Source organism: Caulobacter sp. LjRoot300 (genome assembly GCF_964253875.1).
Taxonomy (GTDB): domain Bacteria; phylum Pseudomonadota; class Alphaproteobacteria; order Caulobacterales; family Caulobacteraceae; genus Caulobacter.
Map to the genome: position 1 here is coordinate 932,739 of NZ_CAXUSA020000001.1, position 16,815 is coordinate 949,553.

General features: G+C 67.3%; 17 protein-coding genes. 12 read left to right on the forward strand and 5 right to left on the reverse strand.

What is annotated here, in order from left to right; genetic code table 11:
• Window positions 1-14 precede the first annotated feature (14 nt).
• A complete protein-coding gene (locus ACSQ2G_RS04330) occupies window positions 15-1,583 on the forward strand; it encodes a DUF4139 domain-containing protein (protein ID WP_436028558.1) in 1,569 nt (522 codons plus the stop codon).
• 73 nt (window positions 1,584-1,656) lie between these two features.
• Window positions 1,657-2,427 (forward strand): transglutaminase-like domain-containing protein, encoded by a 771-nt coding sequence (locus tag ACSQ2G_RS04335; protein ID WP_436028560.1) that lies wholly within the window; start codon window positions 1,657-1,659, stop codon window positions 2,425-2,427.
• Between the two features lie 150 nt (window positions 2,428-2,577).
• On the opposite strand, the gene ACSQ2G_RS04340 is transcribed toward ACSQ2G_RS04335, so the two are convergent.
• The gene (locus ACSQ2G_RS04340; RefSeq protein WP_056762884.1) at window positions 2,578-3,183 is read right to left on the reverse strand and encodes a DUF1134 domain-containing protein; all 606 of its coding nucleotides are present in this window, start codon (window positions 3,181-3,183) and stop codon (window positions 2,578-2,580) included.
• Between the two features lie 155 nt (window positions 3,184-3,338).
• On the opposite strand from ACSQ2G_RS04340, the gene lepA reads away from it, so the two are divergent.
• Window positions 3,339-5,147 (forward strand): translation elongation factor 4, encoded by a 1,809-nt coding sequence (gene lepA / locus ACSQ2G_RS04345; RefSeq protein ID WP_436028562.1) that lies wholly within the window; start codon window positions 3,339-3,341, stop codon window positions 5,145-5,147.
• Between the two features lie 21 nt (window positions 5,148-5,168).
• Here the strand turns inward: lepA and ACSQ2G_RS04350 are convergent, their stop codons facing one another.
• Entirely contained in the window at window positions 5,169-6,692 is a 1,524-nt protein-coding gene (locus tag ACSQ2G_RS04350) for an anti-phage dCTP deaminase (protein ID WP_436028564.1), read from the reverse strand.
• A 353-nt stretch (window positions 6,693-7,045) separates the two neighbouring features.
• Here ACSQ2G_RS04350 and ACSQ2G_RS04355 point away from each other — a divergent pair, with 353 nt between their 5' ends.
• The 4 genes from ACSQ2G_RS04355 to ACSQ2G_RS04370 are packed head-to-tail and all read left to right on the forward strand — an operon-like array spanning window position 7,046 to window position 9,846.
• Complete coding sequence (locus ACSQ2G_RS04355) at window positions 7,046-8,674, forward strand: NAD(P)/FAD-dependent oxidoreductase (protein ID WP_436028566.1); 1,629 nt, start codon at window positions 7,046-7,048, stop codon at window positions 8,672-8,674.
• A 55-nt stretch (window positions 8,675-8,729) separates the two neighbouring features.
• Window positions 8,730-8,990 (forward strand): hypothetical protein, encoded by a 261-nt coding sequence (locus ACSQ2G_RS04360; RefSeq protein ID WP_436028567.1) that lies wholly within the window; start codon window positions 8,730-8,732, stop codon window positions 8,988-8,990.
• Window positions 8,980-9,213, forward strand: coding sequence for a DUF2283 domain-containing protein (locus ACSQ2G_RS04365; RefSeq protein WP_436028569.1), 234 nt, complete (start codon window positions 8,980-8,982; stop codon window positions 9,211-9,213). Before ACSQ2G_RS04360 ends, ACSQ2G_RS04365 begins: the two co-directional genes overlap by 11 nt.
• Before the next feature lie 9 nt (window positions 9,214-9,222).
• Complete coding sequence (locus tag ACSQ2G_RS04370) at window positions 9,223-9,846, forward strand: glutathione S-transferase family protein (protein WP_436028571.1); 624 nt, start codon at window positions 9,223-9,225, stop codon at window positions 9,844-9,846.
• On the opposite strand, the gene ACSQ2G_RS04375 is transcribed toward ACSQ2G_RS04370, so the two are convergent.
• The gene (locus ACSQ2G_RS04375; protein ID WP_436028572.1) at window positions 9,843-10,664 is read right to left on the reverse strand and encodes a hypothetical protein; all 822 of its coding nucleotides are present in this window, start codon (window positions 10,662-10,664) and stop codon (window positions 9,843-9,845) included. The genes ACSQ2G_RS04370 and ACSQ2G_RS04375 overlap by 4 nt on opposite strands.
• A 40-nt stretch (window positions 10,665-10,704) precedes the next feature.
• Window positions 10,705-11,601 (reverse strand): alpha/beta hydrolase, encoded by an 897-nt coding sequence (locus tag ACSQ2G_RS04380; protein WP_436028573.1) that lies wholly within the window; start codon window positions 11,599-11,601, stop codon window positions 10,705-10,707.
• A 132-nt stretch (window positions 11,602-11,733) separates the two neighbouring features.
• Here ACSQ2G_RS04380 and ACSQ2G_RS04385 point away from each other — a divergent pair, with 132 nt between their 5' ends.
• Window positions 11,734-11,916: a hypothetical protein gene (locus tag ACSQ2G_RS04385; protein WP_028041484.1), complete on the forward strand. Its 183-nt coding sequence runs from the start codon at window positions 11,734-11,736 to the stop codon at window positions 11,914-11,916.
• A gap of 59 nt (window positions 11,917-11,975) precedes the next feature.
• The gene (locus ACSQ2G_RS04390; protein ID WP_436028574.1) at window positions 11,976-12,554 is read left to right on the forward strand and encodes a hypothetical protein; all 579 of its coding nucleotides are present in this window, start codon (window positions 11,976-11,978) and stop codon (window positions 12,552-12,554) included.
• A gap of 213 nt (window positions 12,555-12,767) precedes the next feature.
• Here ACSQ2G_RS04390 and ACSQ2G_RS04395 read toward each other — a convergent pair whose 3' ends face one another.
• Complete coding sequence (locus ACSQ2G_RS04395) at window positions 12,768-13,487, reverse strand: sensor histidine kinase (protein WP_436028576.1); 720 nt, start codon at window positions 13,485-13,487, stop codon at window positions 12,768-12,770.
• Window positions 13,488-13,839: 352 nt separating this feature from the next.
• On the opposite strand from ACSQ2G_RS04395, the gene ACSQ2G_RS04400 reads away from it, so the two are divergent.
• The 3 genes from ACSQ2G_RS04400 to ACSQ2G_RS04410 all read left to right on the forward strand — a co-directional run bounded on the left by ACSQ2G_RS04400 (window position 13,840) and on the right by ACSQ2G_RS04410 (window position 16,542).
• Complete coding sequence (locus ACSQ2G_RS04400) at window positions 13,840-14,082, forward strand: hypothetical protein (RefSeq protein ID WP_436028578.1); 243 nt, start codon at window positions 13,840-13,842, stop codon at window positions 14,080-14,082.
• A gap of 116 nt (window positions 14,083-14,198) precedes the next feature.
• Window positions 14,199-16,304 (forward strand): acylase, encoded by a 2,106-nt coding sequence (locus ACSQ2G_RS04405; RefSeq protein WP_436028579.1) that lies wholly within the window; start codon window positions 14,199-14,201, stop codon window positions 16,302-16,304.
• Window positions 16,305-16,407: 103 nt separating this feature from the next.
• Window positions 16,408-16,542, forward strand: a complete 135-nt coding sequence (locus tag ACSQ2G_RS04410; protein WP_028041479.1) for an entericidin A/B family lipoprotein — start codon at window positions 16,408-16,410, stop codon at window positions 16,540-16,542.
• The last annotated feature ends 273 nt before the right edge of the window (window positions 16,543-16,815 follow it).

The following is a 16,815-nucleotide window of genomic DNA, read 5'->3' on the forward strand; positions in this document are numbered from 1 at the left end:
ATGGGGGGAGGATCTTGGCGGGCGCCCTACTCCTCTTCGCTACCCCCGCCCTCCCCATCCAAGCTTGGGCCGACACCATCGCCTCGCCGAAGCCGGACAAGGTCGCCGTCACCCTCTATCGCGGCGGCGACGGGCCGTTCCAGACGCTGGACACATGGCAGCGCGAGGAGGCCATGGCCAAGGGCCTGATCCAGGTCACCGAGACGCGGACAGTGTTCCTGCCGGCCGGCCGCCACACCCTGCGCTTCGACGGCGTCGCCGACGCCCTGATCCCCCAGAGCGCCACGGTGGAAGGCCTGCCCGGGACGCTGGTCGAGCGCAACTACGACTACGCCCTGCTCAGTCCCGGAACCCTGGTCGAGCGCTCGCTGGGACAGACGGTGAAGGTCGTCCGCACCAACCGCCGGACCGGCCGACGGACCGAAGAGGCGGCGACCCTGCGCCAGGGCCCCGAAGGCGTGGTGCTGCAGACCGCCGGCGGCGTCGAGGCCCTGGGCTGCTCCGGCGGCACCGAGGCCCTGGTGTTCGACACGGTCCCGGCCGGCCTGTCGGACAAGCCGGCCCTGTCGACCATGGTCGACGTCGCCGTACCGACCCAGGCGACCCTGACTCTGTCCTACCTGGCGATCGGCGTGAACTGGCAGGCCGACTACGTCGCCCGCATCCACCCGAACGGCAGGACCCTGGACCTGACCGGCTGGCTGACCCTGGTCAACGCCAGCGGCACCAGCTTCGCCGACGCCCCCACTCAGGCCGTGGCCGGCCGGCTGTCGCGCGTGGAGGTAGATGTGAAGCGGGGCGAAGCCAGGCCGATCGCCCGCAATTGCTGGCCGATGGACACTACCCATCGCGGCCGGCGCCTGGTCCATCCGGAACCTCCCGCAGCCCCAGCGATGATGATGGCGCCGGCTCCGATGATGGAAGGCGGACTGCAGGAGGTCGTGGTCACCGGAAAGCGCAAGCTCGCCGAACAATCCGACGTGGGCGACTACAAGCTCTACACCCTGCCCGAACCCGTGACGGTCGCCGCGCGCCAGACCAAGCAGGTGGCCTTCCTGGACCAGAAGGACGTCGCCTTCCAGCGGCTCTACGTGGTCCAGCTCGACCCCTGGAGCGACTATGACGAGACCGACGACCCGCCGGCCGCCACGGTCGTGCTGCGGCTGGACAACAAGCCGGCCGACGGTCTGGGCAAGCCCCTGCCGTCCGGCGCCTTGGCGGTGTTCGAGACGGCCGGCGGACGCCCCGCCTTCGCCGGCGAGCAGGCCATGCGGGACGTCCCCGTCGGCCAGCCCTTCGACCTGGCGATCGGCGAGGCCATGGACGTGCGGGTTCGGCCCCGCCTGGTCGCCGAGCAGGACCGTCGCCAGGACCGCGTGCGCCGCGTCTACGAGGTCGACCTCGTCAACGCCAAGACGGTCCCCATCGTCGCCGAGGTGCGGATGGCCACAAATCGGCAAGGCTTCAAGGTGGTCGCCGAACCCATGGCCCACGACATGCGCGACGGTGCCGCCGCCTGGCGCGTGACCCTGCCCGCCAACGGCCGCAAGACCTTGCGCTTGGTGGTGGAGTATGACGACTAGTCGCCAGGCGCTGGATCGCCGCTGAACCTCGCGCCCCGCGAGCCGTTGTCTGGGCTTATCGGAGGGGCTGGCCATGCGCGTGCATGTGAAGGCGCGGCTGGACTATGACTTCCCCAAACGCGTGGAATCCCTGCTGCAGATCGAGGCGGCGCTCGCCGACGACCAGGCGGTGCTCGACGAGCGGCTGATGTTCGACCCGCCCGTGGCCTTCGCCCGCCGCGATGATGTGGCCAGCGGCGAGCGTCGCGTGGTCTTCACCTGCCAGGGGCGGCTGGCCGTCGCCTACGACGCCGTGGTCGAGATCGCCGCGCGCGACATGGCCCTGGCCGACGCCGCCCAGCACGCCATCGCCGACCTGCCGATCGACACCCTGCCCTATCTGCGCGGCAGCCGTTATTGCCCGTCCGACACCTTCGAGACCATCGCCGAGCAGAAGTTCGGCGCCCTGCGCGGCGGCGCGCGGGTGGCGGCCATCGTCGACTGGCTCATCGGACACCTGGAATACCGCCCGTGCAGCGACGCGCGGACCACCGCCCTGGAGACCTATGTCCAGCGAGCCGGCGTCTGCCGCGACTTCGCCCACCTGGCGGTCACCCTGTGCCGGGCCAGCGACATCCCGGCCCGGGTGGCCAGCGTCTACGCTCCGGCCCTGCAGCCGCCGGATTTCCACGCCGTGGTCGAGGTCTTCGTCGGCGGCCGCTGGCGGCTGGTGGACCCCGCGGGCCGGGCCCCCGTCGACGGCCTGGTTCGCATCGCCCATGGCCGCGACGCCGCCGACGTGGCGTTCCTGACCATCTTCGGCAAGGCGACGATGATCAGCCAGAGCGTGACGGTGCGAAAATAACCAGATCCTCCCCCTATGGGGGAGGTGTCGGCGAAGCCGACGGTGGGGGGAGTGATCGGCCGACAACCGCAGCCCAGATCACACCTCCAGGACTCCCCCCACCGGCCTTCGGCCACCTCCCCCACAGGGGGAGGATCTAGGGATTCAGCCTCAGAACGGCAGGATGTTGCGCTGGCGGCTATAGGCCAGGTAGCCGACATTGGCGCCCAGGCGCAGGCCGACGCCGGCGCGGATCGGGGCCAGGGTGATGGTGTCGGCGCGCTGGTAGTTCACGCCCAGGCCGCCGACCAGATAGGCCGTGCCCTCCACGCCGGGGAAGCGACGGAAGATGGCGTCCGGATACTGCAGGTTATAGCACAGGGTGAAGACGCGGCTGGCGTTGCCGCCCCAGTCCCAGCCCACCGACGGGCCCTGCCAGAACACCTCCTGGGTGTCCTTGCCCTTCATGTACAGCAGGCCCCGGCCGTAGCGCAGGCCCACGGCGATGGCGCCCGAGCCCTCCTCGCCGGCGATGTAGCCGGTGGGCTGGCCGTTGTCGCGGAAGGCGCGCTCGATCACCGCGCCGATGCTCTCGGCGGTCACGCCCAGGAAGTCCGAGCCGCTGCGGATCATCTCGTCGGCCGAATAGGTCTGGGCCCGGCCGGTGTCGTACTGCGACCGCGGCGGCGGGTCGCCCGGGCGCTCCTGGGCCGTGCTGGCGCAGGCGCTCAGCCCGGCGGTGGCCATGCCCGAAAGGATCAGCTTGCGGCGGTCCATGTGCTCTCTCGCGATTCCAACAGCCTAGACTGTCTCAACCCTTTGAGTCGGGTTTGCGGCTTGAAGCTTAACGGCGAGTTAACCATGGCCGTTCCTCCCACGTGCGGGGAGGAACGACGCTCGCGAAAGCCCGCAAATATGCTAGACGCACGGCCATGACTTCGACGCCTCTCGACCGCATCCGCAATTTCTCGATCGTGGCCCACATCGACCACGGCAAATCCACCCTCTCCGACCGCCTGATCCAGGAGACCGGCGGCCTGACCGCGCGCGAGATGAGCGCCCAGGTCCTGGACAACATGGACATCGAGAAGGAACGCGGGATCACCATCAAGGCGCAGACCGTGCGCCTGCGCTACAAGGCCGACGACGGCCAGGACTACGTCCTGAACCTGATGGACACCCCCGGCCACGTCGACTTCGCCTACGAGGTCAGCCGCAGCCTGGCCGCCTGCGAGGGCTCGATCCTGGTGGTCGACGCCAGCCAGGGCGTCGAGGCCCAGACCCTGGCCAACGTCTATTCGGCCATCGACAACAACCACGAGATCGTCCCGGTCCTCAACAAGATCGACCTGCCGGCCGCCGAGCCCGAGCGCGTGCGCGCCCAGATCGAGGACCTGATCGGCCTGGACGCCAGCGACGCCGTCCTGGCCAGCGCCAAGTCGGGCATCGGCATCCACGAGGTGCTGGAAGCCATCGTCACCCGCCTGCCCGCCCCCAAGGGCGAGCTCAACGCCCCGCTCAAGGCCCTGCTGGTCGACGCCTGGTACGACGCCTATCTGGGCGTGGTCGTGCTGGTCCGCATCTTCGACGGCACGCTCAAGGCCGGCCAGCAGGTGCGGATGATGCAGACCGGCGCCACCCACCGCATCGACAAGGTCGGGGTGTTCACCCCCAAGGCCACCGACGTCGACCAGCTGGGCCCCGGCGAGGTCGGCTTCTTCACCGCCTCGATCAAGGAAGTGGCCGACGCCGCCGTCGGCGACACCATCACCGACGAGAAGAAGCAGACCGCCCAGGCCCTGCCGGGCTTCAAGGAAGTCCAGCCCGTGGTGTTCTGCGGCCTGTTCCCGGTCGACGCCGCCGACTTCGAGGACCTGCGCGCCGCGGTCGGCAAGCTGCGCCTGAACGACGGCAGCTTCACCTACGAGATGGAGAGCAGCGCCGCCCTGGGCTTCGGCTTCCGCTGCGGCTTCCTCGGCCTGCTGCACCTGGAAATCATCCAGGAGCGCCTCAGCCGCGAGTTCGACCTCGACCTGATCGCGACCGCCCCCTCGGTGGTCTACAAGATCCACATGCGCGACGGGACGGAGATGGAGCTCCACAACCCCGCCGACCTGCCCGACGTGATGCAGATCGAGAGCATCAGCGAGCCCTGGATCAAGGCCACGATCTTCACCCCCGACGAATATCTCGGCGGGGTGATCAAGCTGTGCCAGGACCGCCGCGGCATGCAGCGCGAGCTCAGCTATGTCGGCAACCGGGCCATGGTGGTCTACGACCTGCCGCTGAACGAGGTGGTGTTCGACTTCTACGACCGCCTGAAGTCGATCTCCAAGGGCTATGCCAGCTTCGACTACCAGGTCGAGGACTACCGGCCCGGCGACCTGGTCAAGATGTCGATCCTGGTCAATGCCGAGCCCGTCGACGCGCTGTCGATGCTGGTCCACCGCGACCGCGCCGAGAGCCGCGGCCGGGGCATGTGCGAGAAGATGAAGGAGCTCATCCCGCAGCACATGTTCGTCATCCCCATCCAGGCGGCGATCGGCGGCCGGATCATCGCCCGCGAGACGGTTAGAGCCTTGCGCAAGGACGTCACCGCCAAGTGCTACGGCGGCGACGCCAGCCGCAAGCGCAAGCTGCTGGACAAGCAGAAGGCCGGCAAGAAGCGTATGCGCCAGTTCGGCAAGGTCGAGATCCCGCAGGAAGCGTTCATCGCCGCGCTGAAGATGGACGGGGATTGATGTGGTCGGTTTGGAATAGACCTAAGATCCAACGGGCCTTACTACTGAGAACCCTGCTCTTTGCAAATCAGCTTGCAATGCTTGCAAGATTATAACCTCAGCTTCTGTATAGGCTGGAGCAGGTGTTCGACGAACAAAATTAGCGTTAAACTTGCTAAACCTCGGAACCGTCCCGTCGGACGATTTCCATTTTCGCTTTTCGAAAACACGCCCGAACATCGGCCCTGCGATTCCAATAAATGGCGTGAACGTTACCTTTCCAGGAGCGGGTTCGTCAGGATCAACACAAACTGAGTCCGAAAATAGATCCTCGGCATAGCTTTTTGGGTAAGGCATATTATATACGACTCTAGAAATTCCACTCGCGACAATATGTTTTGCGCAGTTATGACATGGAAAAGTGTTGCAGTACAGAACACAACCCCGCACGGAATGACCACCCCGAGCCGCATCTGTTATTGCATTCATCTCAGCATGAATAGTCCTACCATATTCCAATGAATCCATAAGTTGAGAGTCAGATATTATCTTATCTGATCTACTAAATATCATGTCGTCAATTACAGATTGATCGTTTACATCGGACCTAATAACTCCGACCTCGCGCAACCTTTCGACAATATCCCTTAATACCTCCCGCTTCCTCTCGTCGTTACTATCTTTGCCTAATTGAAATTCGCGCTGGTCACCTACATCTCCCTCCCAATAAGTTCCACCACCCGCCCTGGGCACCTCATTACAACCTAAAGCTTGAACCTCGTGCCACTGATTCAAGATTGCAGCTCCCACCTGCCGAGAAAGATCAGAGGACCTAAGAGACGCGGTCCTTGCTAACTGCATCCCATACTCTTGTGGCGTAGGAGTGACTCTCGGATCCCCAAACACTGCTCTTAAAAATCTATCGATAGACGATAGTATTTCCTTTTCACTTTCCGCCTCAACGATGACATCAGACGATGGAAACACGTCACGCAGCCGCTGCCCCCACTTATTTTCCTCTTCCACCTCGTCCTTTCGCATCAAATCGCGCGCGTCGATGCTCCAGTCCGCCCCCTTCGGCCGCCTAGGGTTGTCATTTGATATCAACTGCGCCAGTCGCCCAGCACGGACTCCATAGCGAGCATGACAACCGATCTGCACATAGTGTTCGCCATATAGCGACCTGAGCAAATCACCCTCTTCGGGTCGCTTAAGTTGATTTACAATATAAGCAACTCTCGCAAAAGGAGTGCCATCCCCCCTTGCCGCACGTTCGCCGACTATTTTTGATATCGCGAACTTCGCCATAATATCATTTTCGCCAGTCGCTTCCCTTATTTTGTCACATGCATCTATCAAATTATGATACTTTTCCTTTGTTTTCGATGTTTCTATAGTGGAAAACTTATCAATCTCAAGAATTGCAGCTGTCGCCTTAACCTCTACCGACTCGTAATTATACTCGCGCAATATTTTTCGAATCGCAGAAACTACAAGTTTTGTGTCAACTCCTATGCGAGCAGCAATACCAATCACCAACTCCGCTTTTGACGACTCTAACGCCATTTTTCCTCACACATTGTGATGTGCGCCCCTGTTCCAATCGGCGATTCGCGAGTCTACACTTTGCGCTCGTCTCCGGGTGGAAGGTACAAAATGTCACAACCGCAAAGACAAGCGTCAACCGGGTGGCTTCACAACGCGTTTGAAAACGCCCGGCAATACGCGGAAAAAAACGAGACTGCCGTGGCTCGAGTTCGATCAAGCCTCGCGCCGACTAACCAAAGCGGCGCAAAATCGGAAAAACCAAAAGGCTAAACTGTCATTGGGGTTTTGCAGGCAGGTGCCAGGTCCAACCGCTCGCGCCGACGAATAGCAATTCGTGGCGCCCGAGCAGCCTAGTCGCTAGATGAACATCTATGCTCCGCCTCTCCGACCTGAAGCTTCCCCTCGGCCATTCGCCTGAAGACCTAACTCCCGCGATCTGCAACCGCTTGGGCATCCCCGAGCACGACCTCCTCAGCCACGCGATCGTCCGCCGCGCCCATGACGCGCGGAAGAAGGCCGCGATCCTGATGGTCTATACGGTCGACGTCGCCCTGCGCGACGAGGCCGCCGTGCTGGCGCGGTTCGAGCGCGACAGCCAGGTGCGGGTGAAGCCCGACACCGACTATCGCCTGGTCGCCCAGGCCCCGAAGGACTTCACAGGTCCCCGCCCCGTCGTGATCGGCGCCGGGCCCTGCGGCCTGTTCGCCGGGCTGATCCTGGCCCAGATGGGCTTCAAGCCGATCATCCTGGACCGGGGCAAGGCGGTGCGCGAGCGGACCAAGGACACCTGGGGCCTGTGGCGGCGCGGCGAGCTGAACCCGGAGTCCAACGTCCAGTTCGGCGAGGGCGGGGCGGGCACCTTCTCGGACGGCAAGCTCTACAGCCAGATCAAGGACCCCCGCCACCTGGGCCGCAAGGTGCTGGAGGAGTTCGTCAAGGCCGGCGCGCCCGAGGAGATCCTGACCGAGGCTCACCCGCACATCGGCACCTTCCGCCTGGTGACCATGGTCGAGAGTATGCGCGAGACCATCGAGGCCCTGGGCGGTGAGTACCGCTGGCAACACCGGGTCGACGACTTCGACATCGAGACCGCCGCCGACGGCTCGCGGAGGCTGAAGGGCCTGCATCTGTCGACCGGCGACTATCTGGAGGCCGACCAGGTGGTGCTGGCCGTCGGCCACAGCGCCCGCGACACCTTCCAGGTGCTGCACGACCGGGGCGTCCACATCGAGGCCAAGCCGTTCTCGATCGGGGTGCGGATCGAGCATCCGCAGTCGTGGATGGACAAGGCCCGCTTCGGGACCTGCGCCGGCCACCCGGACCTGGGCGCGGCCGACTACAGCCTGGCCCACCACTGCGCCAACGGCCGCACGGTCTACAGCTTCTGCATGTGCCCGGGCGGCACGGTGGTGGCGGCGACGTCGGAGCCGAACCGGGTGGTCACCAACGGCATGAGCCAGTATTCGCGCAACGAGCGCAACGCCAATTCCGGCTTCGTGGTCGGCATCGATCCCGAGCGCGACTATCCCGGACACCCGCTGGCCGGCATCGAGTTCCAGCGCAAGTGGGAAAGCCTGGCCTATGTGGCCGGCGGCTCGACCTACGCCGCCCCGGCCCAGAAGGTCGGCGACTTCCTGGCCGGCCGGCCGTCGGAAGCGCTGGGCGAGGTGCAGCCCTCGTACAAGCCCGGGATCAGGATGACCGACCTGGCGCAATGCCTGCCGGCCTTCGCCATCGAGGCCATGCGCGAGGCCCTGCCGGTGTTCGGCCGCCAGATCGCCGGCTATGACCATCCCGACGTGCTGCTGACCGGCGTTGAGACCCGCACCTCCTCGCCGATCCGCATCACCCGCGGCAAGGACTTCCAGAGCCTGAACGTCGCGGGCCTGTTCCCGGCCGGCGAAGGCGCGGGCTACGCCGGCGGCATCCTCTCGGCGGCGGTCGACGGCATCAAGGTCGCCGAGGCGGTGGCGGCGGCGTATGTGGGAACGCAGGCGTAGAAAACACGCAAACCGTGTTTGACGACCTACGCCACCACCCATAGCGCTAGTCGCCATGAAACCGGTGCGCTTCACCCACCACGCGATCTTCGAGCGAATGCCGCTGTACGGCCTGACGCGCGACGCTGTCGAAGCCATCGTCCATCGCCCCGACTGGACCGAAGCGGATCCGAGCGATCCCATGGTCGAGCGCCGCTTCGGCCGCCCGCCGGGATCGACGCGCCATGTCAGGGTGGCGTGCGTGGAGGAAGAGGACCATATTCGCATCCTGTCGGTTTTCCCCGACCGGAATGCGAGACCGCCCGATGCGTCGTGAACCCACCTACGATCCGGAAGCCGACGCGGCCTATATTCCCCTGTCCGACGCCAGGCCGCACGAAGCCGCCGAGGTCGCGCCCGGCGTGGTGCTCGATTATACCGAAGACGGTCAGATCGTCGGCATCGAGTTCCTGCGGGTCAGCAAGACCCTGGCGCCCGGCGCCTGGTCGAAGTGGCGGCGCCCCGGCGCTCGCGACGCCCGTATCGAAGCGGCCGAATAGTTCGCCTCCATGCTCAAGATTCTCGGCCGCACCTCCTCCCTGAACGTCCGCAAAGTATTGTGGACGCTGGACGAACTGGGCCTGGCCTATGAGCGCGAGGACTGGGGCGCGGGCTTCGCCTCGACCCGCAGTCCCGAGTTCCTGGCCCTCAACCCTAACGGCCTGGTGCCGGTGCTGATCGACGAGCAGGGCGCGCTCTACGAGAGCAACACCATCTGCCGCTACCTGGCCGCCCGCTATGGCCACGGCCACCTGCTGCCGGTCGAGCCGCGACCGCGCGCCGGGGTCGAGCAGTGGATGGACTGGCAGGCCACCGACCTCAACCCGACCTGGGGCTACGCCTTCCTGGCCCTGGGCCGGCCGACGCCCGGCTATGACGACCCGGCCAGGATCGCCGCCAGCGTCGCGGCCTGGAACGCGGCCATGGCCATCCTCGACCAGCGCCTGGCGGAGACGGGCGCCCACGCCGCCGGCCACGACTTCACCCTGGCCGACGTGGTGCTGGGCGTCTCGGTGCACCGCTGGATCAGGACGCCGATGGACCGGGCGAACCTGCCGGCGGTCCAGGCCTACTATGCGCGCCTGAAGGCCCGCCCGGCGTTCGCGCCCTGGGCGCTGGACGAGGTTCCCTAGGCGGAGACCGCCTCGTCTCGCGCCCCACGCACCCGAAACACCCGGGCCTCGCGCGCCACGTCATAGAGGCGGTGGACGACGAAGGCCTCCGGCTGGGCCGCGCGCAGGGCCTCCTCAGCCGGGGCCAGGCGGAACGGCGTCGCCGGCCCACCGGTGGTGGTCTTGACCACGATGCGGCGGGGCGCGCCGGTGCGGCTGAAGCTGACCAGGTCGCAGCCCTCGTCGGCGGGAGGCTGAGCCAGGCGGACCTGGACGGCCAGGTCGGCGCGACCGCGGTCCTCCAGCCGGCGCTGCTCGTGGACCAGGGCGGCGGCGACGCCGATCCGGGCCAGCATGCGGGCCTCCTGGTCGCGGACGGCAGGGTCGAACTTGGCGACCAGGCGTTCGGCGCGCGGGCTGGCCGGAGCGTGCGGGGCCCGCGACGGGGCGCCCTCGGCCAGGACCGGGGCGGCGGCGCGGCCCAGCAGGACCGGCGGCTGGGCCAGGTCCTTGAGGACGCCAGGCCGAGCGCTCAGGCAGCGGTCGACCGCCTCGACCAGGCCGTCGCCGAAGTCCCAGCGCGGCGGATGGTCCTTCAGGGTGGGGAGGCCGACCAGGGTCAGCACCGCCGAGATCTCGCCCTGCAGGAAGGTGATCGCCCCGCCCGAGCGGTTGGTGACGAAGCGCAGGGCGCGCTGGTGGTTGGCCGGGTCGTAGGCGCGGCCGGTCATCGCCTTGTCGAGCATGACCAGATAGTCGCCGACCACCAGGTCCTGCTCGGCCTCGTTCCAGGTCTTGCCGTTGATCGCCGAGTCGCCCACGGCGCGACGATGCCCCAAGCGTGGCCGTGGCGCCAGGACCGCGCCCGGGATAAGGCGCCTAGCGATCCAGGCGGTCCAGCCAGGCCAGGAACTGTCCCGCCCAGGCCGCTTCCGGCGCGCCGGGGGGCGAACGCAGGGCGAAGCCGTGGCCGCCGGTCGGATATTCGTGCAACTCGGCCTGGCCGCCCGCCGCGCGGATCGCCGCCGCGCCGTCGCGGGCGTTGGCGATCACCGCCTTGGGATCGTCCACGGCGTGGAAGATGAAGGCCCTGGTCGGGACGGTGAAGCCGTGGAACGGCGTCCCTGCCGGTCCCCTGGGCTTGGGCGTGGTCAGCCAGGCATAGCCTAGGCCGATGAAATCGGGCAGGGCCGGCTGGGCGTCCAGGGCGTCGACGGGCGGGTAGAGCGGCGCGGCGCCGCGCGAGGCCAAGGCGGCCGCCAGGGTCGCGCCGGCCGAAAAGCCCAGGGCGCCGGTCAGGGGCGCGCCGACCTTGTCTTTCAACAGCCTCAGGCCGCGTTGGGCGTCCTGGAGCGGCGCATCGACGCCGGCCGGCCAGCGGTCGACCGGCAAGCGATACAGCAGCACGCCCGCCGCGATCCCCTGCCCCGCCAGCCAGCGGGCGACGTCGTGGCCCTCCTTGTCGATCACCACCTTGTTGAAACCCCCGCCGGGAAGCACCAACACCGCGGCCTTCGGCGGCGCGGGGCCGGCGGGACGATAGAGGGTCAGGGTCGGACGGGTGACGCCCTCGATGCTGTAGTCGACGCGGCCGTCCGGCCAGTTGTAGGGCACGCGCCGCTCGGTCGCCTTCACCTCCTCGCCGCCCGGTGCGACGCCCGGCCACAGGGCGACGACCTCGCCCTGAAGCTCGGCCGCGACGGCCAGGCTCGACGCTGCGGGCGCCAGCAGCGCACCGGCGGCCAGCACCTGCCGCCGGTTCAGGACCAGACCCATGACGACCTCCCTCGCGCGCCGACCTCGCGGCTTGACCGGAGGTTGAGGCAAACCCGCGCTCATGACAACGGCCCCCGGACGGCCGGCGAGCGAGCCGGGACGCGTCGGCGGCAATCGTGCTAGAAGCCGCCCATGACCGACCAGACCGACGACCACCCCGAGATCCCGGGCGAGACCCCGATCCAGCGCGCCCTGCGCCTGAAGAAGGCCGCCCTGGCCGCCAAGCCGCAGCCGCCGCGGGGCGGCCGGTTCCAGCGCGAGCAGGCCGCCGCCGCCGCGTCCAGCAGCAAGAGCAAGCCCTGGATGACCCGCTAGGAGCCTTTGCCTCAAGCGGCGCCTTGAGAACGCCGCGCTTCGACCACACCTTGAGGACCATGCGCGCTCTCCTCCTCGCCCCGCTGCTCGGCCTGGCCCTGCCCCTCTGCCTCGCGGTCGGGCCGGCGCTGGCCCAGGCCACCAAGCCGCCGGCCGAGCCGCCGACGCCGGTCTCGCCCGTCACGGTCATGCCGCCGACCCAGAAGCCCAAGGTGGTCGCCACCTGGCCGGCCGAGGGCCAGGCGATCGCCCCGGGGGTCCTGGTGCTGAAGGTGGTGTTCGACCAGCAGATGACGCCGCGCGACTTCGCCTACGGCCTCGGCGCGGGCGGCGACAAGCTGGACTGCCTGAAGACCCCCCGCCTGCTGAACGACGACAAGACCTTCGTGCTGCTGTGCACGACCCTGCCGGGCAAGACCTACGCCATCGCCCTGAACCCCGACGCGCCCGGCGGACCGGCCTTTAGCAACCTGGCCGAAAACCGCGCCGCGCCCGGCGCCCTGACCTTCACCACCGGTACGGGCGAGCCGGTCACCAAGCTGCGCGACGCCATCAAGGCCGCCGGCCTGGGCGACCTGGACATGCCCGTCGAGGAAGCGCCGGACGCGCCGGCGTCGGGAGCCAAGACGATGCCCTGACAGTAAGGTCCTCTGGATTGGGGGAGAGCCGGCCGAATTCGTGCGTCGGGACACCCCGGCCGGCTCTCGGCCTGCGGTCGGACCGCCCGTCGGAAGGAGACGGCCCGGTGCGACGAAGGGATCGGGGGGAGGATACCTCGACGTCCGCAAGCCCGCCCAGGTTGCACGTCCACCGCTTCGCCGCCATCGGGTAAAACCCTAGGCCGCGATCGCTCAATCCCGGCCCGGCCACAGCGGGATGACCCGGTGCTCGCCGTCGCCGTCCAGGGTCAGCCGCACGGTCAGGCCCAGGCCTTTCGACTCATAGACCAGGGTCGCGCCCAGCTGGCGGGCCAGGCCGCGCACCACGCGAAAGCCCAGGCCGCCCCCGCGGTGCGGGTCGAAGTCCTCGCTGAGCCCCACGCCGTCGTCGGTCACCTCGACCACCAGGCGACCGCCCGTGGACCGGCACGACACCAGAATCCGGCCGGCCACGCCGCTGGGATGGGCGTATTTCAGGGCGTTGGTCACCAGCTCGCTGACGATCAGGGCGACCGGCGTGGCCTGGTCGGGCCGCACCAGGCAGCCGCCGAAGTCCCGGTGGGTGATGACGGTGTCGCCGGCGAAGCTGACGGTCTCCATCAGGCTGGCGCACAGCTTGGCCAGGAACCGCCCCAGGTCGACGCCGGCGTCGCCCTCGCCCGGCGCGCCCGACAGCAGACGGTGCAGCTCGCCGACGGTCTCGATCCGGGCGGCCACCTCCTCCAGGGCGATGCAGGCCTCGCGGGCCGACAGCGGCTGGCCGGCCTTGTCCAGCCGGGCGGCCTGCAGGCGCGTATAGCCCGCGATCAGGGCCAGGTTGTTGGCGATGCGATGCTGGGCTTCGCTGAGCCGGTCGTCAGACCCGACATGGCGAACGGCCGCATCACCGAAGTCTCGGCGCTCGACGTCCATGGCTCGCGGGCTTTCCGTAAGGCGGCAGGATATTCCGTCACCGCCAATTAAGCACAAACCAAACAAAGATGCGACAGATTTGTTTTACAGGAAAACCAAACTCTATTATAAAAATCACATAAACCGCAAAAACAGCAACGCTAGGGAGATCAACTAACCATTGACTTAAATATCATCCTTTAATCATCTGAAGTATGCTTAGAGTATGCCGCCTATCGCGCCTAATGAGTAAGTGGCGTATTCTGAGCCAAGTTCGGTTTTTGGCGTGTCGATGGAACCCGATGGCGACGCTCACGCGTTAGCTCCACCGGACAAAAGGAGAGCCGCCCCCTTCCCCGCGGGCCGAGACCCGATGAACGACCTGACCCGACCCGAACGCCTGCAGATCATGCTCACGCAGGAAGAACTCGCCGCGTTGGACGACTGGCGCTTCGCGCGTCGCATGCCCAGCCGCGCCGCGGCCGTGCGCGAACTGCTCAAGCGCGGCCTCGACGCCGAGGGCGTGCAACCGGCCGACGGCAAGATGCGCTCGCGCGATTTCGGCGTCGTCGACGGCCCCCTGCGCTCGACCGGCGGGGGCGGCGACGAAGGCTGATGTCGCGCCGCGGCTCGCCGTTTCCGGCCAAGCCTCGCCTTTCCCCAACGTCCCCCTATCCCCAGACAAGCGCCGCGCCCATCATCGCCTCAAACGAGGGATAGGGGCGGAGCGTCATGCGGTGGATCCTGCGGAGCCTGTTGGCCGCCCTGTGCTTGGCGCTGGTCGCCGTGCTGGCCCTGGTCGGACTGGACCTCGCCGCCCGGCCGCCCAAGCCCGACCTCCCGGCCCTGATCGCCCGAGCGAACGCCTACGACGTCCGCGTCCGCCGCGACGAATGGGGCGTGCCGCACATCCTGGGCAAGCATGACGCCGACGCGGCGTTCGGCTTGGCCTACGCCCAGTCCGAGGACGACTTCGCCACCATCCAGTCGGTGGTGCTGGCCACGCGCGGGACCCTGGCCCGCCGCGACGGCCCCAAGGCGGCGGTCACCGACTACCTGGTCGGCCTGCTGGACGTCTGGCCGACGGTCGAAGCGGGCTATCCCAAACTCCCGGCCGACCTGCGCGCCGTGCTCGAGGCCTATGCCGACGGGGTCAACGCCTACGCCGCCGCCCACCCGCGGGCGGTGACGCCAGGCCTGCTGCCGCTGAGCGGCAAGGACGTTCTGGCCGGCTTCGTGTTCAAGCAGCCGTTCTTCTACGGCCTGGACGGCGAACTGAAGCGGCTGAACGCGCCGGAGACGCCGCAACGGGAACCGCCCAAGGGCTCGAACGGCCTGGCCCTGGCTCCGTCGCGCACCGCCGACCACCTGCCCCGCCTGCTGGTCAATTCGCACCAGCCCTATACCGGTCCGGTCGCCTGGTACGAGGCCGTGGTCGAGAGCGGCGACGGCTGGCACGTGGCCGGCGGCTTCTTCCCCGGCGCGCCGTTCATGCTGCACGGCCACAACGAACACCTGGGCTGGGCCAACACCGTCTCCAAGCCCGACCTGTTCGACGCCTACCGGCTGACGATCAACCCCCAGAACAAGAACCAGTACCGGCTGGACGGCGCCTGGCGCGATTTTCAGCGGCACGACGTGAAGCTGAAGATCAAGCTGTGGGGCCCGATCGTCATCCCGGTGACCAGGCGCGCCCTACGCACGGTCCACGGCCCGGTGCTGGAGACCAGGCATGGCCTCTTCGCCCTGCGCTACGCCGGGATGGGCGAGTATCGCCAGCCGCTGCAGTACTGGCGGCTGAACAAGGCGCGGAACCTCGGCGAATGGCGGGCGGGTCTGGCCACCCACGCCCTGCCCAGCCTGAACTACATCTATGCCGACGCCGCCGGGAACATCGGCTTCGTGCACAACGGCCAGTATCCCAACCGGCGCGAGGGCGTCGACTGGCGCGGCGTGCTGCCGGGCGACCGCTCGGACCTGATCTGGCAGGGATACCGTCCCGTCGAGGCCATGCCCCAGCTGTGGAACCCCAGGTCGGGTTACGTCTACAACTCCAACAACAGCCCATTCCTGGCCAGCGACCCGGCCGACAACCTCAAGCCCGGCGACTTCCCGGCCAGCCAGGGTCTGCAGACCAACGTCACCAACCGCGCCCTGCGCATCCAGGAGCTGGTCGGCGCCGACCACGCGGTCACCGACGAGGCCTTCCGCCGCTACAAGTTCGACATCACCTATTCGGAACACGCGTCAGAGGCGGCGATGATCAAGGCGCTGACGGCGCTGGATCCGGGGACCGACGCCGACCTGAAAGCCGCCCAGGCCGTCCTGCGCGGCTGGGACCGGCGCACCGACATCCACAATCGCGCGGCCGCCCTGGCCTCGCTGACGATCCAGCCGATCCTGGTCGCCCAGAACAATGGCGACACGCCGCCCGCCCCGCTCGACAGCCTGAGGGCCGCGATCAAGACCCTGAAGTCGAACTTCGGCCGCCTGGATCCGGAATGGGGCCAGGTCAACCGCATCCGCCGCGGCAAGGTCGACCTGCCGATCGACGGCGGGGCCGACACCTATCGCTCGGTCTGGGGGATTCCGCAGAAGGATGGAACCCTGACCGCCGACGCCGGCGACACCTTCATCATGTTCGTGCGCTGGGACGCGGCGGGGCGCGTGCATTCCGACAGCATCCACCAGTTCGGCTCGGCCACCCTGGACGCGGGCTCGCCGCACTATGCCGACCAGACCCCGCTGTTCGCCGCCATGCGCACCAAGCCGGTGCTGTTCACGGAGGACGAACTGCGCGGGCACGTGAGGGCTGACTATCGGCCGGGAAAGCGCTAGCAGCCCGCGCGGCGCCATGACTTCGCCGTGGTGACGCGCTTGAACGCAGCCTTGGGCCAAGGCTAAGGTCCGAGGCCATTTCTCCAACGTCAGAGACCTCCCCATGCGCAAGATCGTGATCCTCGCCACTGTCGCCGCCGCCCTGCTGGTTTCGGCCTGCAACACCGTCGCCGGCGTCGGCCAGGACGTGTCGGCCGCCGGCCGCGCCGTGACCAACACCGCCAAGGACGCCAAATAGTCGCAGGATCGAGGGTTGCGGACTTCGGATCACCGAGGTCCGCGAACCTCGATATAGTTAAGCTGCCGCGCGGCGCGGCCCCGCTTGCCTGGCGTTTTTTCAAGGAGCGCCGCGACTTACCCACAGAGTCCGGAAACAGGTGTGGTTAACTCGCCTGAACAGCGACATTTCTATTGCTCGCCTTTCAAGCGAATTCTTCAATTCACAGCCGCTTAACTCAACGAAATCTGATTCAAAATGGCGCATGCGACCGTGCGCCCTCTTTCGCCGGGC

Coding starts and splice junctions, on each gene's coding strand:
- ACSQ2G_RS04370 (WP_436028571.1), top strand. CDS start 9,223: ATGCTCAAGATTCTCGGCCGCACCTCCTCCCTGAACGTCCGCAAAGTA.
- ACSQ2G_RS04335 (WP_436028560.1), top strand. CDS start 1,657: ATGCGCGTGCATGTGAAGGCGCGGCTGGACTATGACTTCCCCAAACGC.
- ACSQ2G_RS04385 (WP_028041484.1), top strand. CDS start 11,734: ATGACCGACCAGACCGACGACCACCCCGAGATCCCGGGCGAGACCCCG.
- ACSQ2G_RS04395 (WP_436028576.1), bottom strand. CDS start 13,487: ATGGACGTCGAGCGCCGAGACTTCGGTGATGCGGCCGTTCGCCATGTC.
- ACSQ2G_RS04390 (WP_436028574.1), top strand. CDS start 11,976: ATGCGCGCTCTCCTCCTCGCCCCGCTGCTCGGCCTGGCCCTGCCCCTC.
- ACSQ2G_RS04400 (WP_436028578.1), top strand. CDS start 13,840: ATGAACGACCTGACCCGACCCGAACGCCTGCAGATCATGCTCACGCAG.
- ACSQ2G_RS04360 (WP_436028567.1), top strand. CDS start 8,730: ATGAAACCGGTGCGCTTCACCCACCACGCGATCTTCGAGCGAATGCCG.
- ACSQ2G_RS04365 (WP_436028569.1), top strand. CDS start 8,980: ATGCGTCGTGAACCCACCTACGATCCGGAAGCCGACGCGGCCTATATT.
- ACSQ2G_RS04405 (WP_436028579.1), top strand. CDS start 14,199: ATGCGGTGGATCCTGCGGAGCCTGTTGGCCGCCCTGTGCTTGGCGCTG.
- lepA (WP_436028562.1), top strand. CDS start 3,339: ATGACTTCGACGCCTCTCGACCGCATCCGCAATTTCTCGATCGTGGCC.
- ACSQ2G_RS04410 (WP_028041479.1), top strand. CDS start 16,408: ATGCGCAAGATCGTGATCCTCGCCACTGTCGCCGCCGCCCTGCTGGTT.
- ACSQ2G_RS04350 (WP_436028564.1), bottom strand. CDS start 6,692: ATGGCGTTAGAGTCGTCAAAAGCGGAGTTGGTGATTGGTATTGCTGCT.
- ACSQ2G_RS04355 (WP_436028566.1), top strand. CDS start 7,046: ATGCTCCGCCTCTCCGACCTGAAGCTTCCCCTCGGCCATTCGCCTGAA.
- ACSQ2G_RS04380 (WP_436028573.1), bottom strand. CDS start 11,601: ATGGGTCTGGTCCTGAACCGGCGGCAGGTGCTGGCCGCCGGTGCGCTG.
- ACSQ2G_RS04340 (WP_056762884.1), bottom strand. CDS start 3,183: ATGGACCGCCGCAAGCTGATCCTTTCGGGCATGGCCACCGCCGGGCTG.